General features: G+C 71.1%; 19 protein-coding genes and 1 tRNA gene. 7 read left to right on the forward strand and 13 right to left on the reverse strand.

What is annotated here, in order from left to right; genetic code table 11:
• The first annotated feature begins 59 nt into the window (after positions 1-59).
• The 3 genes from map to AB0N27_RS28325 all read left to right on the forward strand — a co-directional run bounded on the left by map (position 60) and on the right by AB0N27_RS28325 (position 3,274).
• On the forward strand, positions 60-878 hold the full coding sequence (gene map, locus AB0N27_RS28315; protein WP_364376429.1) for a type I methionyl aminopeptidase: 819 nt from the start codon (positions 60-62) through the stop codon (positions 876-878).
• Positions 879-935: 57 nt separating this feature from the next.
• Positions 936-1,064 (forward strand) — tRNA-OTHER (locus AB0N27_RS28320).
• Between the two features lie 56 nt (positions 1,065-1,120).
• Entirely contained in the window at positions 1,121-3,274 is a 2,154-nt protein-coding gene (locus AB0N27_RS28325; protein WP_364376232.1) for a hypothetical protein, read from the forward strand.
• 177 nt (positions 3,275-3,451) lie between these two features.
• On the opposite strand, the gene AB0N27_RS28330 is transcribed toward AB0N27_RS28325, so the two are convergent.
• A complete protein-coding gene (locus AB0N27_RS28330) occupies positions 3,452-3,667 on the reverse strand; it encodes a DNA-binding protein (RefSeq protein WP_364376235.1) in 216 nt (71 codons plus the stop codon).
• Between the two features lie 194 nt (positions 3,668-3,861).
• Between AB0N27_RS28330 and AB0N27_RS28335 the strand changes: the two genes are divergently transcribed.
• Entirely contained in the window at positions 3,862-5,316 is a 1,455-nt protein-coding gene (locus tag AB0N27_RS28335; RefSeq protein WP_364376238.1) for an alkaline phosphatase PhoX, read from the forward strand.
• Positions 5,317-5,373: 57 nt separating this feature from the next.
• Here AB0N27_RS28335 and AB0N27_RS28340 read toward each other — a convergent pair whose 3' ends face one another.
• Entirely contained in the window at positions 5,374-5,943 is a 570-nt protein-coding gene (locus tag AB0N27_RS28340; protein ID WP_364376241.1) for a hypothetical protein, read from the reverse strand.
• Between the two features lie 123 nt (positions 5,944-6,066).
• Between AB0N27_RS28340 and AB0N27_RS28345 the strand changes: the two genes are divergently transcribed.
• Together AB0N27_RS28345 and AB0N27_RS28350 are read left to right on the forward strand one after the other, a co-directional pair.
• On the forward strand, positions 6,067-6,276 hold the full coding sequence (locus tag AB0N27_RS28345; protein ID WP_364376244.1) for a hypothetical protein: 210 nt from the start codon (positions 6,067-6,069) through the stop codon (positions 6,274-6,276).
• Between the two features lie 131 nt (positions 6,277-6,407).
• A complete protein-coding gene (locus AB0N27_RS28350) occupies positions 6,408-6,650 on the forward strand; it encodes a potassium transporter TrkA (RefSeq protein ID WP_364376247.1) in 243 nt (80 codons plus the stop codon).
• Between the two features lie 55 nt (positions 6,651-6,705).
• Here AB0N27_RS28350 and AB0N27_RS28355 read toward each other — a convergent pair whose 3' ends face one another.
• The 9 genes from AB0N27_RS28355 to AB0N27_RS28395 form a co-directional block, all read right to left on the reverse strand.
• Positions 6,706-7,035: a TraR/DksA C4-type zinc finger protein gene (locus tag AB0N27_RS28355; RefSeq protein WP_364376250.1), complete on the reverse strand. Its 330-nt coding sequence runs from the start codon at positions 7,033-7,035 to the stop codon at positions 6,706-6,708.
• Positions 7,036-7,402: 367 nt separating this feature from the next.
• Complete coding sequence (locus AB0N27_RS28360; RefSeq protein ID WP_364376253.1) at positions 7,403-7,981, reverse strand: dihydrofolate reductase family protein; 579 nt, start codon at positions 7,979-7,981, stop codon at positions 7,403-7,405.
• Positions 7,978-9,177: an RNA polymerase sigma factor gene (locus tag AB0N27_RS28365; RefSeq protein ID WP_364376256.1), complete on the reverse strand. Its 1,200-nt coding sequence runs from the start codon at positions 9,175-9,177 to the stop codon at positions 7,978-7,980. Before AB0N27_RS28365 ends, AB0N27_RS28360 begins: the two co-directional genes overlap by 4 nt.
• A 20-nt stretch (positions 9,178-9,197) precedes the next feature.
• On the reverse strand, positions 9,198-9,551 hold the full coding sequence (locus tag AB0N27_RS28370) for a YciI family protein (RefSeq protein ID WP_364376259.1): 354 nt from the start codon (positions 9,549-9,551) through the stop codon (positions 9,198-9,200).
• A gap of 39 nt (positions 9,552-9,590) precedes the next feature.
• The gene (locus AB0N27_RS28375; protein ID WP_364376261.1) at positions 9,591-10,004 is read right to left on the reverse strand and encodes a DUF6069 family protein; all 414 of its coding nucleotides are present in this window, start codon (positions 10,002-10,004) and stop codon (positions 9,591-9,593) included.
• Between the two features lie 137 nt (positions 10,005-10,141).
• Positions 10,142-10,639: a YcxB family protein gene (locus AB0N27_RS28380; RefSeq protein ID WP_364376263.1), complete on the reverse strand. Its 498-nt coding sequence runs from the start codon at positions 10,637-10,639 to the stop codon at positions 10,142-10,144.
• A gap of 167 nt (positions 10,640-10,806) precedes the next feature.
• Positions 10,807-11,289, reverse strand: coding sequence for a hypothetical protein (locus tag AB0N27_RS28385; RefSeq protein ID WP_364376266.1), 483 nt, complete (start codon positions 11,287-11,289; stop codon positions 10,807-10,809).
• 32 nt (positions 11,290-11,321) lie between these two features.
• Positions 11,322-12,566 (reverse strand): cellulose-binding domain-containing protein, encoded by a 1,245-nt coding sequence (locus AB0N27_RS28390; RefSeq protein WP_364376269.1) that lies wholly within the window; start codon positions 12,564-12,566, stop codon positions 11,322-11,324.
• Between the two features lie 295 nt (positions 12,567-12,861).
• Positions 12,862-13,248, reverse strand: coding sequence for a glutaredoxin domain-containing protein (locus AB0N27_RS28395; RefSeq protein WP_364376272.1), 387 nt, complete (start codon positions 13,246-13,248; stop codon positions 12,862-12,864).
• A gap of 68 nt (positions 13,249-13,316) precedes the next feature.
• On the opposite strand from AB0N27_RS28395, the gene AB0N27_RS28400 reads away from it, so the two are divergent.
• Positions 13,317-14,555, forward strand: a complete 1,239-nt coding sequence (locus tag AB0N27_RS28400) for an MFS transporter (protein ID WP_364376275.1) — start codon at positions 13,317-13,319, stop codon at positions 14,553-14,555.
• A gap of 55 nt (positions 14,556-14,610) precedes the next feature.
• On the opposite strand, the gene AB0N27_RS28405 is transcribed toward AB0N27_RS28400, so the two are convergent.
• Both AB0N27_RS28405 and AB0N27_RS28410 read right to left on the reverse strand, forming a co-directional pair.
• Positions 14,611-16,086 (reverse strand): RICIN domain-containing protein, encoded by a 1,476-nt coding sequence (locus tag AB0N27_RS28405; RefSeq protein WP_364376278.1) that lies wholly within the window; start codon positions 16,084-16,086, stop codon positions 14,611-14,613.
• A 29-nt stretch (positions 16,087-16,115) separates the two neighbouring features.
• Entirely contained in the window at positions 16,116-17,555 is a 1,440-nt protein-coding gene (locus tag AB0N27_RS28410; RefSeq protein ID WP_364376281.1) for a glycoside hydrolase family 43 protein, read from the reverse strand.
• Positions 17,556-17,736: the final 181 nt, after the last annotated feature.

Genomic DNA, 17,736 nt, shown 5'->3' on the forward strand with positions numbered 1-17,736 from the left:
CGCGGGACACCACGATCAGCGTGGTATAAATATACCGCCACGGAGAGGGAGTGTTGATCGTGATCGAACTCAAGTCCGCCCAGGAGATCGACCGGATGGCCGTGACCGGCCAGTTCGTCGGCGAACTGCTGGCGGAGCTGCGCGAGGTCGCCGCCGTCGGGGTCGACCTGATGGACCTCGAACACCACGCCCGCCGCCGGATCAAGGAGCGCGGCGCCGAATCCTGCTACTGGGACTACACGCCGTCGTTCGGTCGCGGCCCGTTCCGTAACGTCCTGTGCCTGTCGGTAAACGATGCCGTGCTGCACGGCCTGCCGCACAGGTACGCCCTGCGCGACGGTGACCTCCTCAGCATCGACATGGCCGTCGGGATCGACGGCTGGACCGCCGACTCCGCGCTGTCCGTCATCGTCGGCACCCCCAGCCCGGACGACCTGAAGCTCATCGAGGCCACCGAGGTCGCGCTGGAGGCCGGGATCGCCGCCGCCCGAGCGGGCAACCAGCTCGGCGACATCTCCGCCGCCATCGGCGAGGTCGCCCGCCGCTACGGCTACCGGGTCAACAACGAGTTCGGCGGGCACGGCATCGGGCGCACCATGCACGAGGCCCCGCACGTGCCCAACGACGGCCGCCCCGGCCGGGGCATGAAGCTCAAGCCCGGCCTGACGCTCGCCATCGAGCCGTGGCTCTGCCAGAGCACCGACCGGATCAGGTACGACGAGGACGGGTGGACGATCCGGTCGGCGGACGGCTCGCGTACGGCCCACTCGGAGCACACAGTCGCGGTCACCACCGACGGGCCACAGGTGCTGACCCGCCGTCCCCGGCACGACACGAGGCCCGGCGACCGCAGCGGTCAGTCGACAGCGACGAGCTGACGCCCGGCGGCAATCTCGATAGCCACGCCGCCACGACCGGTGCGATGATCGACATCTGGGTCGCTAGCTCAACTGGCAGAGCAATCGACTGAGTAGCGTGTCCGCCCTCCGCCCCGCGCGGCGATGGGTGCGCTTCCTTCTCCTTGTTGGATCGAAGGGTTCGGGGTTCGAGTCCCCGGCGACCCACGTGTGCCGTAGGTGACGACCGGCACCTGTCGGAGTCGACCGGAACGGAGGGCCTCGTGCTCGAGAAGCTGCTCATCCAGAAGACGCTGCGCGTCCCGTCCAGCACCGGCGCGGCCGGCGACGGCACGCCCGTGGCCCGGCAACTGGACGCGGCGCTGCTCGACGTCGGGTTCTCGGCGTCGCGAGCCCTGCTGGACCACATCGGCACGCTGGCCCCCGCTCCGGCGATGGACCTCGCCGCCACTGTCGTCTCGGCGGTACGCGAACTCGTCGGCGACCACGTCCGGCACAACTCCTACTTCATCGGCTTCCCCGACGACGTGCCGGACACCATCGAGTTCTGGACGGACCGGCTGCGTGCGGCCGTTTTCACCGGCGGCGCCACCGACGAGCACCTGCGGGACGCCGTCGCAGAGGGCGGGGTGAACCTGCTCGACCTGCCGGGATACGGCACCTACCAGCACACCTACGCCGAGCTGTTGGCCGCGCACGACGACCTGATCGGCGCGGCCGGCGACCGGGTGACAGTGCTGCGCCTCGGTGACACCGCCGAGGTGGAGGCCGAACGGCTCTATCTGGCCCTCGCCGGCAGCACGACCCCCCTGGGCGAGACGGACCTCGCGCTCCTGGGCGAACTCGCGGTCGCCTGCGCCGACGGCCCCCAGCCGGCCGAGATCCCGGTCCGGGAGAACCGGGCCGTCCTCAACGGAATCCGGCTGGTCCTCGGCCGGCCGCTGATCGGTGTGGACACGACGACGGACGTGCTGCGCCTCGCCTGCCAGGTCTCCGGCGGGGACACCTCGCTCACGACATCCACGCGGTTCCGTGCCTTCCGGCGACCGGAGCGGCGCGTTCTGCTTGCCGCGCTGGACACGGTCGTGGGCGCGAACGCGCACAAGCTCGGTGACGTCGCGCGCTACGCCGAGCGGTGGAAGCGGCTCGCAGAACGGCTGCACCCCCACGAGTACGACAGGTGGCCGCACGCCCAGGCGGTGTTCGCTGTCGCGCGTGGCGAGCGGCGCGTACCCAACCTCGCCGGTCGGGCGGAGGCGGCGATCAGCGCCGGAGCGATAGGTCCGGCGGCGTCGGTGCTGTCGGCCGCACCGGGAATGCTGCTGCGATCCGCCGACCGGCTGCTGCGGCTGGCGTCCCCGTCTGAGCGGTCCACTGTCGTCGAGGCGGTCACCGGTGCGCTCGGTTCCGCGTCCGGGCGGGTGCTTCTCTCGCTGCGCGAGCACGTCGACAACCGGTTGACTCCCGCGTCGGCCCGGCTGTACGCGAGCCACTCCCGTACCGCGTGGATCGGTCCCGACGGACGGCCGCCGCTGCCCGCCGAACTGGTGGCCGAACTGTCGTCGCTGCTCGACGCCGAGATCGACGCCCGCCTGCCGGAACCGGAGCGGCCGTTGCTCGTGGACCCGGAGGTGCTCGACGTCGCGCTGCCGCTGTCCGGCAAGGCGGCCGAGGGCGGTTTCGCGGTGCTGCCGCGTGGCTCACGGGGGTCGGTGTCGGGTGAGCTGCTGCGCTTCTTCACGTACTGGCGTCAGACGGGTCGTCGCACCGACTACGACCTGTCGGTGCTGCTGCTCGATGACGAGTTCCACAGCGCGGGCCAGGTGTCCTGGACCAACTACCACCACGACGGCGTCGTGCACTCCGGCGACGTCACCGACGCGAGGAACGGCGCGACCGAGTTCATCGACGTGCCCCTGACCGTCGGCGCGCAGTATGTGGTGCCGCAGGTGAACATCTACGCCGGAGAGTCGTTCGACGAGGTCGCCGAGTCGATGTTCGGGTACCAGGTCCGCTCCCGGGACCAGCTCGGCGCCCCGTTCGAGCCGCGGACGGTCCGGGCGCGGTCGCATATGCGTGGCCAGGGTCGGGTCGCGCTGCCGATCGTGTTCGCCCGCGGCGAGGCCGGCTGGCAGGCCGTGTGGCTGCACCTCTACCTGCGCGGTTGGCCGTCGTTCAACCGGGTGGAGGAGAGCACGTTCAGCACGGCCCACCGGGTACGGGCACTCGTGGAGCGGCGGTACCTCACCGTCGCCTACCTGGTCGACAGGTGGCGGGCACGGGCCGACGTGTCGACATGGGACGGACGGCTGCCCGACGAGCCGGTCACCTTCGTGGGCATCGAGGCGCCCGAGGGTCTGCCCGACGGATCGGAGACCTATACACTTGATCGACTCAGCGAGCTGATCCCTGGGTAAGCGGCGACAGCCGAGGCCATGCGGGCGCTTCCTTCTATTTCCGTTCAACTCGGAAACCTCCGCGTCAGCGGAGGATGTGGTTATTCCAGTGCCCGCGCTCTCCTCGGCTCGTCCGCGAATCGCCGCCGACCCGACCCGACCAGACCCGATCAGGTCGGCGTCGTGTCGCGGCCCCGCCTACAGATCGTCGAAGGCAAGACCGCGCTCGGCGAGCGCGGTGGCCAGCATGCCGACCGCCCTGGGCCCGACTCCGTGCAGGGCCAGGAGATCTCGGCGGCTGTGGGTGGCCACCTGCGCGAGCGTGGTGATGCCGGCTTCGAGCAGGGCCCTGGTGGCGGGTCGCCCGATCGGCGGCAGGTCACCGGTGTGCGCGGGCGTGTCGCGAGTACTCACGGCCTCACGATAGTTCGCGCCTCGCCACTGGTCCCGCACCGGCGGGCAGGCCCTGGGTGCGGTGATCGTCGTTCACGAGACCCCGATTCTTCACTCCGATGTCACCACCAGACCCCCCGGGTGACGTGTCGGTGTCCGCCCGCGGGGGTTGGCTGTCGGTCGTCGCACTTGATCCCGACCAGGAGCTGATCCCCGTGCCTTCCTCCCGCCGTACCTTCCTCGCCGGCGGCGCCGCCGCCGGAGTGGGCCTCGCCGTCGCCGGCGGCCTGCCGTCCCTGGCCCAGGCCAGCCCGGGCCGGCCGCAGCCGCCGGTCAAGGGCGGACACGCGCCCTTCCCGCCGCTCGTGGACGACCCCGACGGCATCCTGGCCCTGCCCGAGGGCTTCCGCTACACGATCGTCACGCGGACCGGCGTCACCCGGCTCGACCGCGGCCAGGGCACGACCCCGTCGGACCACGACGGGATGGCCGTCTACGACGCCGGCAACGGCCGGTACACCCTGATCCAGAACCACGAGATCGACCCGGGCGCCGAGTTCGGCGTACCGCACGTCAAGGGGACGGTGTACGACGCGGGCGCCGTCGACGCCGGTGGTTGCACCGTGATCAGGACCGACCGTACGGGCCGGAACCTGGGCGAGTTCGTGGCCCTCTCCGGCACGATCTCCAATTGCGCCGGTGGGCCGACCCCGTGGGGGACCTGGCTCACCTGTGAGGAGACCGAGGACCGGGCCGGCGACGCCTGGGAAGAGGGCGGCCGGTCCGGCGTCTACCAGAAGGACCACGGCTACGTCTTCGAGGTCTGGGCCGACGGCAGCGCCGACCCGAGGCCGGTCAGGTGCCTGGGCCGCTACTCCCACGAGGCCCTGGCCGTCGACAGGGACCGCACCCGGATCTACCTCTCCGAGGACGCCGACGGGCCCAACGGTCTCTTCTACCGCTGGACCGCGCCGCGCGGCGTCAAGCTGGGCCCCGGCGTGCTCACCGGCCTCGCGCCGGACGCCGGTGTCCTCGCCGCCATGCAGATCATCATGGACGACGGCTCGGTGCTGCCGGACGTCGCCTACCTGACCTCCGCCCAGCTCGGTCGGCCCTTTGCCGTGCGCTGGATCGAGGTGCCGGACCGCGACGCGCGGACCACGTCCGTCCGCGAGCAGTTCGCCGACGGCCAGGTCACCCGGGGCCGCAAGTTCGAGGGCGTGTGGGGCACCGACGAGGGCGTGTACGTGGTCAACTCCTACGCCTGGGACGACGGCGACCTGCCGGCGGACGCCGCCCCGCACGACGGCATGGTCTGGTTCTACAACTACAAGGCCCAGACCATCGAGCTGGTGACGTACTTCCCGCACCAGAAGGGCTCCGAGGAGGGGACTCCGGTCAGGTACACCGACCTCACCTTCGACGGCCCGGACAACGTGACTGTCACCCCGTGGGGAAGCCTCGTGCTCGCCGAGGACGGCTCGGGCGCGTCCCACGTGCTCAGCGCGATCCCGGGCGGCCCGACGTACGCGATCGCCCGCAACCAGCTCAACGACTCGGAGTTCTGCGGACCGACCTTCACCGCCGACGGCAAGGTGCTCTTCGTCAACATGCAGGACCCCGGCCTCACGCTGGCCATCACCGGCCCGTGGGAGAAGTACCTGGGCTGACCGGTACGCGGTGGGGCCGGCGGACCGCCGCCCCCACCGCCGCCCGGCGAGCTGACCTCAGACGGGCATCGCCGCGTATTCGCGTTCGGTGAACAGGTCCACGTCGCGGGGTCCCAGCTTCGCCACCCGGCGGGCGTGCAGGGCGAGCTGCCCGCGTGCTTCGCCGAGGCGGCGGGTGGCGACCACCATGTCGTCGGTCGCCTCGAACGACTCCGTCCCGCTGGCCCTCATGGCGGCGTCCATCACCCCGTTGAACGCGGTCATGAGCCCGTTGGCCAGGGCGATGCCGTCCTGGTCGCCGCTGGTCCAAACCTGCGACCAGGCGGCCTCCACGGTGGCCATGTCCCGGGCCAGCCAGTCGTGCAGCACCATCGGATCCAGCGGCTTCTGCCCTCCGAACAGCTGGTCGCCCACCTCCCGCAGACCCGAGCGCCAGTACCTGGTCTGCCGCAGCGCCTCGGCCTTGTGCGACAGGCGTAGGGCGCCGGACAGCATGAGGATGTACGCGCGTTGCAGGTCGGTCCGCTCCCGGTGCCGGCGCCTCAGTCGACTCTGCACCATGACCACGAACAGGGACGCGCAGGCGGTGATCGTGGAGCCGAGCAGAGCGGCGACTGTCGAATTCACGCCGACATGATGCCCGCCGATGACCGGCCCCGGCGCGCGGGGTCGGTCACCGGCGAGGCGGGGCACTGGCGGTCACCTGACGCGGACGTGGTCGACACTCTGGGCGACGGCTATGGTTTGGGCATGAACGATCGACGCGGCCCTCGGCGCGTCGGCGAGCGGGTTCCGCTGCCGACGATGCTGGTGCTCGCCGTGGTCGTGCTGGTGCTCTCCGCCGCCCGGTCGATCGGGCTGTGCATCGTGTTCCGGACGGCACGGCGGGCGATCCCCGGCTGTGTGCCTGCCTGGTCGGCGGATCGTGCTCCGCCGCGCCACGCGCACGCCCTCGTCTGACCCCCTCGCCCGGCTCGCGCCGGCTCCCGTGGCGCCGCCCCGCTGACCGCGGCGCGGTCGCCGTGCCCGCGGACGCGCTCGCCGCCCCGCCGCTGAGCTGCCGCGCCGTACGCCATGCTCCTGGAGTCCTCATGAATGTCGAACTGACCCCGCTGCCAGGTATCGGGGTGCGCCGCATGTTCACCACCGCCGAAGGTCGCCGGGTGGGGGTGGTACACCACCATCCGGGTGGCCGACGCGACCTCGTCCACGAGTCCCCCGATGATCCCGACGCCACCTGCTCGCTCATCCTGACCCGCTCGGAGGCACTGGCCCTCGCCGGACTCCTGGGAATCCTCGACGTCCTGGACGTCGTCACCGTCGCGGAGGTGTAGCGGCGTGCGGCCGCCGTGCCGTGCCACGAGCGCGGCACGGCGGCCACACCGGGGGTCACCCGTTGTGCTTCGCCTGGCACGACACGCAGAAACGCGCGTGCGGCAGAATTTCGAGCCGCTCGGACGGGATGTTCTCGCGGCACTTCTCGCAGGCACCGTACGTGCCGTCGCTGATCCGGGTCAGCGCACCGGTGATCTGCTCGATGTTGCGGCGGGTGGCCACCAGCAGCGCGGCCCGGTTGTGGGCCTCGCTCGGGTCGCCGGTGTCCGCGTTGAGCTCGGTCAGTTCCCGCAGCCGAGCCGTCTGCGTGGCGAAGTCGTCCGCCAGGGACGCTCGCAGGTCAGCAAGCCAACCCTGGTCGACAGTTCGATGATCGACGCTCATGATCTACCTTTCGAGGAAAGTCCGGGTAAAAAGAAAAGGGCCGAAGCTGGATAGCTTCGCCCTGGCGGTCGTTTCGTGGTGCAACGATTCCGCGGGAGGGCCTCGGCCGGTTCGCGTCGTGCCCGACAGCCGGGAGATGGACGCGATGGGCAGTGCGCGGACCACAGGCACCCGCATGCCTGCCATCAGCCGCGCCGCAGCCGCCGGGCGCACAGCCCCGAATGCCGCCACATCAGTGACGGCAGGAGAGCGGAACGTGACCGGAGGCATGTATCCACCATAGGCGGCGTCCGCACCAATGCCAACGCCCGCTTTCGAGGCGACCGATCGGTCGACCGGGCGCCGGTTCGGGGCCGGCGCCGGCGACTCAGACGTGCACGGTGGGCCGGTAGATGAGCTCCTGGGTGCGTCCGTCGAGCGTTCGACTCTCGATCAACTCCATGTCGAAGTCGGCCGCCCCCTGGAAGATCGGCTCCGTCCCGGTCTGACCGGTGATCACCGGGAAGAGCGTCACCTGGACGAAGTCCACCAGCCCGGCGGCCATCAGCGCCCGGTTCACCGACAGGCTGCCGTGCGAGCGCAGGGGAACGTCGGACTCCTCCTTGAGCCGGGCGACGACATCCACGGCGTCACCGCGTACGACCGTCGCGTCCGGCCAGTCGAGGGGTTCTTCGAGCGTGTTCGACACGACTGTCGCCGGGAGGCTCCTCATCCGGTCGACCCAGGCGTCGCGGACCCCGGACTCCTCGGTGCTGGCGGCCAACAGCCGCGTGAACACCCGGTACGTGCCGGCGCCGAAGACCATGCGCTGTTCCTCGCCGTACGAGGCCAGGCGGCGCTCCAGCAACTCGGGGCCCTGCTTGCCCCAGTAGCCGCTCCAGTTGCCGCTGGCGGCGCCGAAGCCGTCGAGGCTGGAGAAGACGTCGAAGGTGTAGGTGACGGTCATGAGGATCCCCTCGTCTGGGTGAGGTCGGTACAACGGGCGAGCAGGAAGGCCCGCTCGGTCTCGTTACCGGTCAGCGCGATCGCCTGGTCGTAGGCGGCTCGGGCCTCGTCGTCGCGTCCGAGCCGGGCAAGCAGTGCGGCCCGGGTGGCGGGCAGCCGGTGGTAGCCGGGGAGATCGACGCCCTCCAACGCGGCGAGGGCGGCCGCCGGGCCGTGCACCTCGGCGACGGCGACCGCGCGGTTCAGCGCGACGACGGGGGTTGGCGCGAGTGCCAGGAGCTGGTCGTACAGTGCCAGGACCTGCCGCCAGTCGGTGGCGGCGCCGTCGGTGTGCACCGCGTTGATCGCGGCCTGGATCTGGTACGGGCCGGGCCGGTCCCGCCGCAGGCAGCGACGGACCAGGTCGTGGCCCTCGGCGATGAGCGTGCGGTTCCACAGGGACCGGTCCTGGTCGGCAAGCGGCACCAGGTCGCCGTTCGGGTCGAGCCGGGCCGAGCGGCGTGCCTCGGTCAGCAGCAGCAGGGCGAGCAGGCCCAGCACCTCGGGTTCGTCGGGCATCAACGCGGCGAGCTCGCGGGCCAGCCGGATCGCCTCGGCGCACAGGTCCGTCCTGATCAGTGGTCCGGAGGTGGTGGCGTAGCCCTCGTTGAACATCAGGTACAGCACGGTGAGCACGGGCGGCAGCCGGTCCGGCAGCTCGTGTTCGGCGGGTACCCGGTAGGGGATGGCGGCGTCCCGGATCTTCTTCTTGGCCCGCACGATCCGCTGGGCGACTGTCGCCTCCTGGATCAGGTACGCCCGGGCGATCTCCGGCACCTCGAGGCCGCCGAGCAGGCGGAGGGTGAGGGCTGTGCGCGCGTCGGGGGCGAGCGCCGGGTGGCAGCAGGTGAAGATGAGTCGCAGCTGGTCGTCCTTCACCGGTCCCACCTCCTGGGGTTCGTCAGGTTGGTGCAGCAGCAGCGCCTGGGCGTGCCGGGCCTCGCGGGTCGACTCCCGGCGGAGCCGGTCGACGGCCCGGTTCCGTGCGGTGGTCACGATCCAGGCGCCCGGGTTCGGCGGCGGGGTCTGCCACTTCTGCAAAGCCGTGGTGAAGGCGTCCTGGACCGCCTCCTCGGCGAGGTTGATGTCACCGAGGAGGCGGGCCAGGGTGGCGACGCAGCGGCCGTACTCCGCGCGGTAGATGCTCGCCAGGTCCATGTCCGGTTGACGGCTCCCGCTCAGGCCTGGGACAGGTCGTCGAAGGGGCGTACCTCGACCGGACCGCAGGCCGCCGCGCACTTCTCGGCCCAGGCCAGCGCCTCGTCCAGGTCCGCGCACTTGATGACCCAGAACCCGGCGATGTGCTCCTTCGTCTCGGCGAACGGCCCGTCGCTCATGGTCGTCGCGCCGTTCTCGATCCGGACGACTGTGGCGCTGTCCGGCGACCGGAGCCCTCCACCGAAGACCCAGGCGCCAGCGGCCTGCATCTCGTCGTTGATCCGGCCGGTCTCCCTGAACATGATCTCCATCTCCTCGTCGGACGGGTCCGGCTGACCCTCGACGAAGTGCACGGACAGCAGGTACTGGTTCATGACGATCCTCCGGTGACTCGATTGTGGGATGACGACAGGTCAGGCGGCCAGGCGGCGCGCCACGGCGGGGATCACGATCGCGGCAGCGACCAGGTGGGTGAGCATCAGCAGCGCCCTGGTGCCCACGCCGGCGTCGGCGATCACGTCCGGCACCAGCGACAGGGCCGTCAGCACGAGCGTCGTACGGACGAAGGTGCGCCGCGGACGCCTGGCGAAGCGGGACATCAGCGCGGCGACGACCACGCCGATCAGCGAGAAGGCGGCGGTCAGCACGCCGAACCCGGTCACGGGGATCGGGGCGCCGCCGACATCCAGGCTGACCCCTGCCGCGTGGCCGGCGGCGGCGACGGCCATGGTGGCGGCGCTCGCCGCGACGGTGGCGACGACACCGGCCCGGATCATCGCACCGAGGGTCGAGGTGGTGCCGTCTGTCGTGTTCGCGGTGGTGGTCATCGTGCCCTCCAGCGGGTGTGTGGCCCGTCTCGTGCCGGGCTCTCACCAGGGCTACGAACGGAGCCGGCCCCGATCGACACGCACGCCCAGATCTTTTCGAAAATCATCGAGGCGGAGCGTCGATCTTCGGGAACACGTCACCGAGGGTCGAGCAGCCCCCGCGCGGCCATGAAGGCCCGCAACGTCTCGGCGTCCTCGGCGGACATCAACCGGCGGGGAATCACCGTCGCCGGCATCCGCCCCACATACACGATCCAGAACTCACCGGTGTCCTCCACCTGGCTGACGCCGTCCCAGGCGATGCCACCGGACTCCGAGCCGCTGCGCATCATGATGTTGTCGTCGGTGATGTCGTAGGCGCCCTCTACCGCGTACCGACCGGAGCGGCGCCGGGCGCGCAACACCACCCACGGCCGATACAGCATCGACAGCACGCCACCGACGAGCATCGCCAACCACAGCGGCGAGGCCTGCTCGCTCCAGTCGAACCTCCGCGAGACGACCAGACCGATCGCCCCGACCACGGCGAGCACCGCGCCGACATAGCCGTACCTGCGCAGCCGGACACCGCCGAGCGCGGCGGCCACCCGACCGGGGTAGGCGGGATCTGCCGGTACGCCAAAACGGATGTGCACGTCAGAACGATAGTGCCACCGGGGTGCAGCGGTCGGCTCATCGCGATCCCGCCGGCCTCCGATCACTTCACCGCCCCTCGGCGGGCCGGTGCCTGCACACCGGCCCGCCGAGGACTCCGCCACCCGGCGACGATCTCTCGGTCACCTACCGGGTCGGCGGCGCGAGGTCACCTCTGGCGCCACACCTGGAACGACTGCACCAGACCCCACGCCCCGTCGGGCTGACGCGCCTCGTTGCGCCAGCGGAAGGCGTCCGGCTCGATGTCGAAGAAGGTCCAGCGCCTGTCGTCACCGTCGAGCACGATGTCCGCGCCGACGCGGGAGGCCAGGAACGTGTGCACGCGAAGGCGACCGGGCCCCACCCACGTCGAACGCCAGACGCCGGCACCCGCCGAGGGATCGGGAAACCGGACGCTGACGCCGTGTTCGACCCCGGGCAGGATCCAGACGTCGGTGGTCGCCCGCCCGCCCAACGCGTACCCGAAGTGCCATTCGCCCCGCCTGACTGTCGACGAGCCGTCCGGCTCGTACTCCGTGCAGTCCAGGACCCACGACCCGACGAACTGCCCGAACAGGCTGAGGTCGACGCCGTCGGCAGGACGGTCGGCGAGAAACGCCGCACCCACGGACACGATCGTTCGATTGTCCATGCTGGCACCGTAGCCATCCCACGCCGAAGGGTTCAGCAACCGATCCGGCTGGACCCCACCGCGACGTCGTCGTACCAGAGGGTGTCGGCGCCGCCTCCGTAGCTCTCCCAGCCCAGCTTCAGGTCGGTGAGCTGCGGACGCCAGGTCCGGTTGTACCACTGGCCGTCGATGTCGTGCGTCGGTGCGCCGTCCGCTGTCAGTCCGGTGACGGCGGTGCCGTCCAGCCAGGTACGGAGCTGACCGGCCGGACCGTCCACCATGAACTCCACGCAGGCCCACCGGTTCGTGGGTAGCGGCAGGCTCTGCGCCACCCCGGCCGGGCTCTGCTCGGGCAGGGTCGCGTCGTCGGAGGCGCGGTTCCACTGCAGGGCGCCGTTCTGGCCGCCCAGCCGCAGGTCCTTGTTGCCGTCGGCGGCGTCGGCCATCGTCACCATCGTGGTGTGATCGGTGGGCTGGGCGGTCGTGTGTCGTACCCAGATCCGGGCGTAGCGGACACCGCCCACACTGCCGAGGTTCGTCGTGGACCGGATGAAGACGTGGTTGCAGTAGCCCGCCGCACCGTTGATCCGGATCGCCCGGCTCCCGCTGTGCGTGGTGGTCGTGTCGACGGTGGCCGTGCCGGCGCCGGAACAGTCCGGGCTCACCACTGCCCAGTCACCTGACGGCGTCGAGCCGGTCTGGCTCTCGAAGCCGTCGCAGAGCAGCGCCCCGGCGCAGCCAGCCGGCGGAGGCGTCGTCGGCGGAGGCGTCGTGGGCGGCGGCGTGGTCGGCGGGGGTGTCGTGGGCGGCGGGGTGGTGGGCGGAGGCGTCGTGGGGGGCGGGGTGGTCGGCGGAGGCGTGGTCGGAGTGGGACCGGCGCCGTTGCACGGTACGCCGTTCAGGCTGAACCCGGTCGGCGCGCCACCGCCGGAACCGAACGTGCCCTGCACACCGAACTCGGCGGAGCCGCCGGCCGGGATGCTGCCGTTGTACGACAGGCTTCGGGCGGTCACCGCCGAGCCGGACTGGCTGACCGTGGCGTTCCAGCCGTTCGTGACGCGCTCGTCCCCGGCGTACGTCCAGGTGACGGTCCAACCGGACACTGCCGTGTCACCGGGGGAAATCTTGACGGTGGCGGTGAACCCGCCGGGCCACTGGTTGGGTGTGTAGTCGACACGGCAGCCCTGTGCGGCCGTCGCCGGGCCGGTGAGCAGGGCCGTTCCGGTCGCGGTCACGGCTGCGGCCAGCCCGGCGACGACCGCCAGGGTCAGGGCGGGGCGGGCACGGAGAATGGTCATGAAAGGTCCTTCTGCCAAGAACGAGCGGGACGGAGGCGGGATGGCGGCGCGCGTCCCGGACGGACGCGGCGCGACAACCCGCCCTGGATGCGGTGCGGCGGTGCGCGACAGCGACTGGTCGGTGCGTACGACCGACGTGCCCGGCTCGGGGTGGACCTGTCAGCCGCCGACGGCCCGGTCCCCGGGACCTCGGCGGCGCCCACACCCAATCTATTGACGAATTCCGATCGAATCAAGCGCGGCGCCGCTGCTGGCCGGCCGCCCGGCCGACCCGGCGCATGCGGCGCCGACCGGCTCAGGACGAGCGGAGCTGCTCGCGGAGCCAGGACCTGTCGGGATTCACGAAGGCCTGACCACCGAGCACGACTGTGGGCACCGTCTCGTTGCCGCCCGCCACCGCCCGCACGGCGGCGGCGCCTGCAGGGTCGTGCCAGATGTCGACCCAGTGCGCCCGCCGGGCGAGCCGGCCGAGGGAGAAGCGGAGCTGAAGGCAGTAGCGACAGCCGGGGCGCCAGTACACGACGGGCCGGCCGTCCGCCGCGCTGGCCCGCTGCGCGTCGACCACGGACACCGAGCGGGGGAACGCCCACGGCGACAGCAGGAGCGCGAGCGCCAGGATGATCAGCAGCTCGACGCCGCCGGCCGGCCTGGCAGCGCCGACGTGGCGAATGGGGGTTGTCACTCCTGTTGGCGTCAGCGGCAAGGGCTGGAGGACCCTTCGCTACGGTGATCAAAACGAGGGGGTGGGACATGGCGCCGGAGCTGTCGCCGCGAAGGGCATGGGCGGTGCTCGTCGCGCTCTCCCTCGCCGCGTTCGCGTTCATCACGACCGAGCTGCTGCCCGTCGGCCTGCTGACCCGGATCGCACCCGATCTCGACCGGTCCCGCTCGCAGGTGGGCCTGCTGGTCAGTGGGTACGCCATCGTGGTCGTGCTGGCGTCCGTGCCGCTGACCCGGCTGACCCAGCGGATCCCCAGGCGTCAGCTGCTCGGCGTCACGATGGTCCTGTTCGCCGCCGCGAACGCCGTCGCCGCGTTCGCGTCGACGTACGCCGTGCTCGCCGGCTCCCGCCTCGTGACAGCCCTCGCCCAGGCGCTGTTCTGGTCCATCGCCACGGCGACAGTGACCGGGCACTTCCCGGTCGCGGTGCGCGGCCGGGTGGTGGCGCTGTTCGCGACCGGGGCGACGCTCGCCCCGGTGCTCGGCGTACCCCTCGGGACCTGGCTCGGGCAGCAGGCCGGCTGGCGGTCGGCGTTCGCGGTGCTGGCCGGGGTCGGTCTGGTGATCGCCGCCGCGGTGCTCGTCCTTCTTCCCTCCTATCCCCCGGCCGCCGGTGGCGCCGCCCGGGGCACCGCGCCGGACGGGCGCCGGTTCGCCCTGCTGCTGATCGCGACCGCCTTCGGCATCGGCGGCTTCATGACTCTGCAGACGTACGTCACACCGTTCCTGCTCGACGTCAGCGGCTTCGCCGACGCGGTGCTGGCGCCGCTGCTGTTCGTCTCCGGTGCCGCCGGTGTCGTCGGCACCCTGGCCGCTGCCCGGACGCTGGACTCCCGGCCGGTCACGTCCCTGGTGACGCCGCTGGCCATCGGTACGGCCTCGCTGTTCGGCCTGTACGCGCTCGGCGCGCTGCGGCCCGGCGTGGTGGCGCTGCTCGCCGGGTTCGGCCTCGCCTACGCGGCGTTCGGCTCGGCCGTGCAGAGTCGCATGCTGCAACTGGCGCCGGGCAGCACGGACATCGCGTCGGCAGGGGTCAGCACCGCCTTCAACGTGGGTATCGCCGGCGGATCGCTGCTCGGCGGCGCCCTCCTGCCCAGCTGGGGGGCACGCCCACTGGCACTTGTGGGCGGGCTGCTGACGCTTGTCGCCCTCCTGCTGCTCGCCGTGGACGCCCGGCGGACCAGGGCCACCGGACGTCCGCCGGCGGCCACCGGCCCCACGAGTTCCGCGGGCCAGAGCCCACCCGCCCGGACGGTCACGCCGTCCTAGGTCCGACGCCCGTACGCCAGCCGGCGCAGGACGCTCCCGGCCGGCCCGCGCGCCGTCAGACCGCCGTCCGCGACCACTGCTGGTTGGCGCCCGTGTTGCACGTGTACTGCTTGAGGACCACGCCGTCAGCGGTCGACGAGGCCGGCACGTCCACGCACTTGCCGCTGTGCCGTGCCCGGAGCTGGAAGTAGCTGCCGTTGGCGACCATCTGGAACTGCTGGTTGCCGCCGGTGCCACAGGTGTACTGGATGAGGTCCCCGCCGTCGGCGGTCGAGGCGCCCACCACGTCGAGGCACTTTCCGCTGTGCCGGCTGACGATGCGCCAGTAGCCGCTGCCCGCGTCCTGGAACTGCCACTGCTGCCAGGCGTTGCCGCCGTACGTGTACTGACCGACGCGCGCGCCGTTGTCGGTGTTCGGCTGCTGGACGTCCATGGCCTTGCCGCTGTGCCGCACGATGATCCGGTAGAACGACCCCGTCGACGGTGGGGGCGTCGTGGGGCCTCCCCCGATCGTGTCGCCCCACGCGTACCGGATCTGGTCGGCCCCGGAGGTGTTGCGGACGGTCAGGTTCAGGTCGGTGCCGCTGCCGCTGAGGGAGAACATCGAGTACCAGTCGTACCCGATGGTGCCGGGCTTGCCACCGAGGGCGGGCCAGTAGGTGCCGCCCATCTGGTTGTCGCGCATGACCTGGGCCATGGCGCGGATGTGGCGTACGAAGTTGTCGGTGCTGCCCGCGTCGGCGTAGTTGCGGCCGTCGTTCATGGGAGCGCCGAACTCGGTGGCTACCGCCCGGGACGCGCAGGTGCCGAGGCGGGTCTGGATGTGGCTGCGGAAGGCGTCGTAGGTCATCGCCCCGTAGAAGAAGGCGTAGTGGTGGAAGGACAGCAGCGTCGAGGCGAAGCGGCTGTCGTTGCAGACGTCCCGCAGGTCCTGGCTGAAACCGGTGCCGCCGATGAGCACCCGGGCCGGCACCGCCGAGTAGTGGTAGCTGAGCCAGTTCGCCGCGACGTCGCGCCACTCGGCCGAGCTGTAGCCGTGCGGTTCGTTCATCGGCTCGAAGTAGACGTTGGGGTTCGCCCCGTACGTGTTGGTCACCGTGGACCACATCGCGTTCCACGCGGCGAGGTTCGTGATCCTGCCGCCGGAGGCCGCGCCGTCCTCCCAGTACGCCAGGATGACCTTGAAGCCGCGGGCGGTGGCGGCGTCGATGGCGCCCCGGTAGGCGTCCCACCAGGCAGTCCCCACCGTGTGGGTGTTGATGGGCAGCCGGACGGTGTTGACGCCCATGGTGGCGGCCATGTCGTCGTAGAGGGCGTTCGCCTTGGCGCGCACCGTCGCGTTGCTGTCGGAGGCGCTCAGGCCCTGCACGACGAGCGGGCCGGTGCTGAAATTGTCACCGAGCACCGCCCAGTTCATGCCCCGGAACCCGCTGGTCGCTGCCGCGGCCGGCGACGCCACGGCGACGACGACGCCAACCAGCACGGTCAGCACGGCCACCAGGGCGGACAACGTCCGTCGATGTGGTGCCACAGTCGGAACTCCTTGAACAGGGGCCAGCGTCAGCTGGTCACGCGGAAGGTGGCGTCGGCACGGCTCTGCGCGTCGGTGACCGGGTCGAGCCGCAGCAGGTAGCTGTAGTGCCTGATGTAGCGGTCCGGATGGCTGTAGGACTGGAACGACGTCCACGAGGAGCTGGCGAGGCCGGCGACCTGCCGGAAGGTGGCGTCGGCGGCGAACGTGGCGGTGCCGTCGTTGGCTTCCAGCCGGAAGTCGAACCCGTAGTGGCGCAGGTAGCGACCCGGGAAGTTGACCGACTGGATGGACACCGTGCCGGAGCCGGCCAGCCCGGGCACCAGCCGCCACTGGCCGTCCTGGGCCGGGCTCACGTTCGGGTCGATGCGGACGTCGTAGTCGTAGTGCCGCACGTACCGGTCCGGGAAGTTGTACGACTGGATCCGGTTGACGGCGGTGGCGGGCCAGCGGGCGAGGACCCGGCTCTGCTCGACGGCGGTCAGGTTGAGGATCGAGCCGTGCCGCTTCCTGGTGCCACCCATGGCGTACGAGCCGGACGACGGCAGCCGGTAGCTGCCCGGGTTCGACGGGTCGGCGGTCAGGACGGGCAGGTATCCGCGCCCGCTCGCGTACTGGTCGAGGTAGAGCACCCATTCGTTGCGGGCGTTGAACCGCATCCACATCGGGCCTTCGACCTGCGAGCCGGTCAGCCCGATGCCGGAGAGGTTCCCGATCGTGGTCCAGGTGCCCAGGAGGGAGTTGCTGCCCTCGAGGGTGATCTGGCCGTCGCGCGAGGCCCGGACATAGCGGTAGGCACCGACGCCGGCGGGCACCTCGACGATCTGCGTGTCGATGATCTCCTGGCTGCCGGGCCTGTCGAGGTACACCTGGGGTGTGGTGATGCTGCGGAAGTCCGCCGTGCGCGCGTAGTAGACGCGGTGCTTGGTGGCCCCGTTGAGCGGGACGTTCGTCGCCCAGTACAGGACGTAGTCACCTGTCGCCGGGTTCCAGATCGCCTCCGGCGCCCAGGCGTTGCGGCCGTCCGGGATCGCGCCGGCGACGTTCAGCAGCCACGGCGCCGACCAGGTGACCAGGTCGGTGGACTCCCACACGACGAGGTTGCGGCTGCCGTTGTTGATCGCGGCCGACCAGTCCTGGCCGCAGCCGATGCACAGGTCGGTGGCGATGATCCAGTACCTGTCGCCACCGGGCGAGCGGACCAGGGCGGGGTCGCGGACGCCGCGGGTGCCGACCGTGGACCGCAGGACGAGCCCGCCGTTGTTCAGGTCCGTCCAGCGGAGGCCGTCGGCGCTGTGCGCGAGGTAGATCTGCTGGTCGGTCGACGACTCGCCGGTGAAGTGCGCCATCAGGTAGCCGACCGTCGGGTCGAGTGCGGACGCCTGCTTCGGCGTCGCCGCCGACCAGGTGGTGAACAGCAGGCACGCGGCGACCGCCACCGCGCAGATCCGGGCGAGAGATTTCCGCACTGGCCTGCCTCCTTCTCGCGCGCACGCACGTCGGCGTTAGCGCTAACAGCGTGGAAGCCTCGCACGGCTCAGGGACATCGAACCATCTCGTTACATTCGTGTTGCGGACAAGTGTTAGCGACCGCATCAGGAGTGTCAAGAGATCGACCATGGTCATTGGACAACGTGTGTCCCGCAGGGC

It is taken from the genome of Micromonospora sp. NPDC093244, from assembly GCF_040683695.1.
GTDB lineage: Bacteria > Actinomycetota > Actinomycetes > Mycobacteriales > Micromonosporaceae > Micromonospora.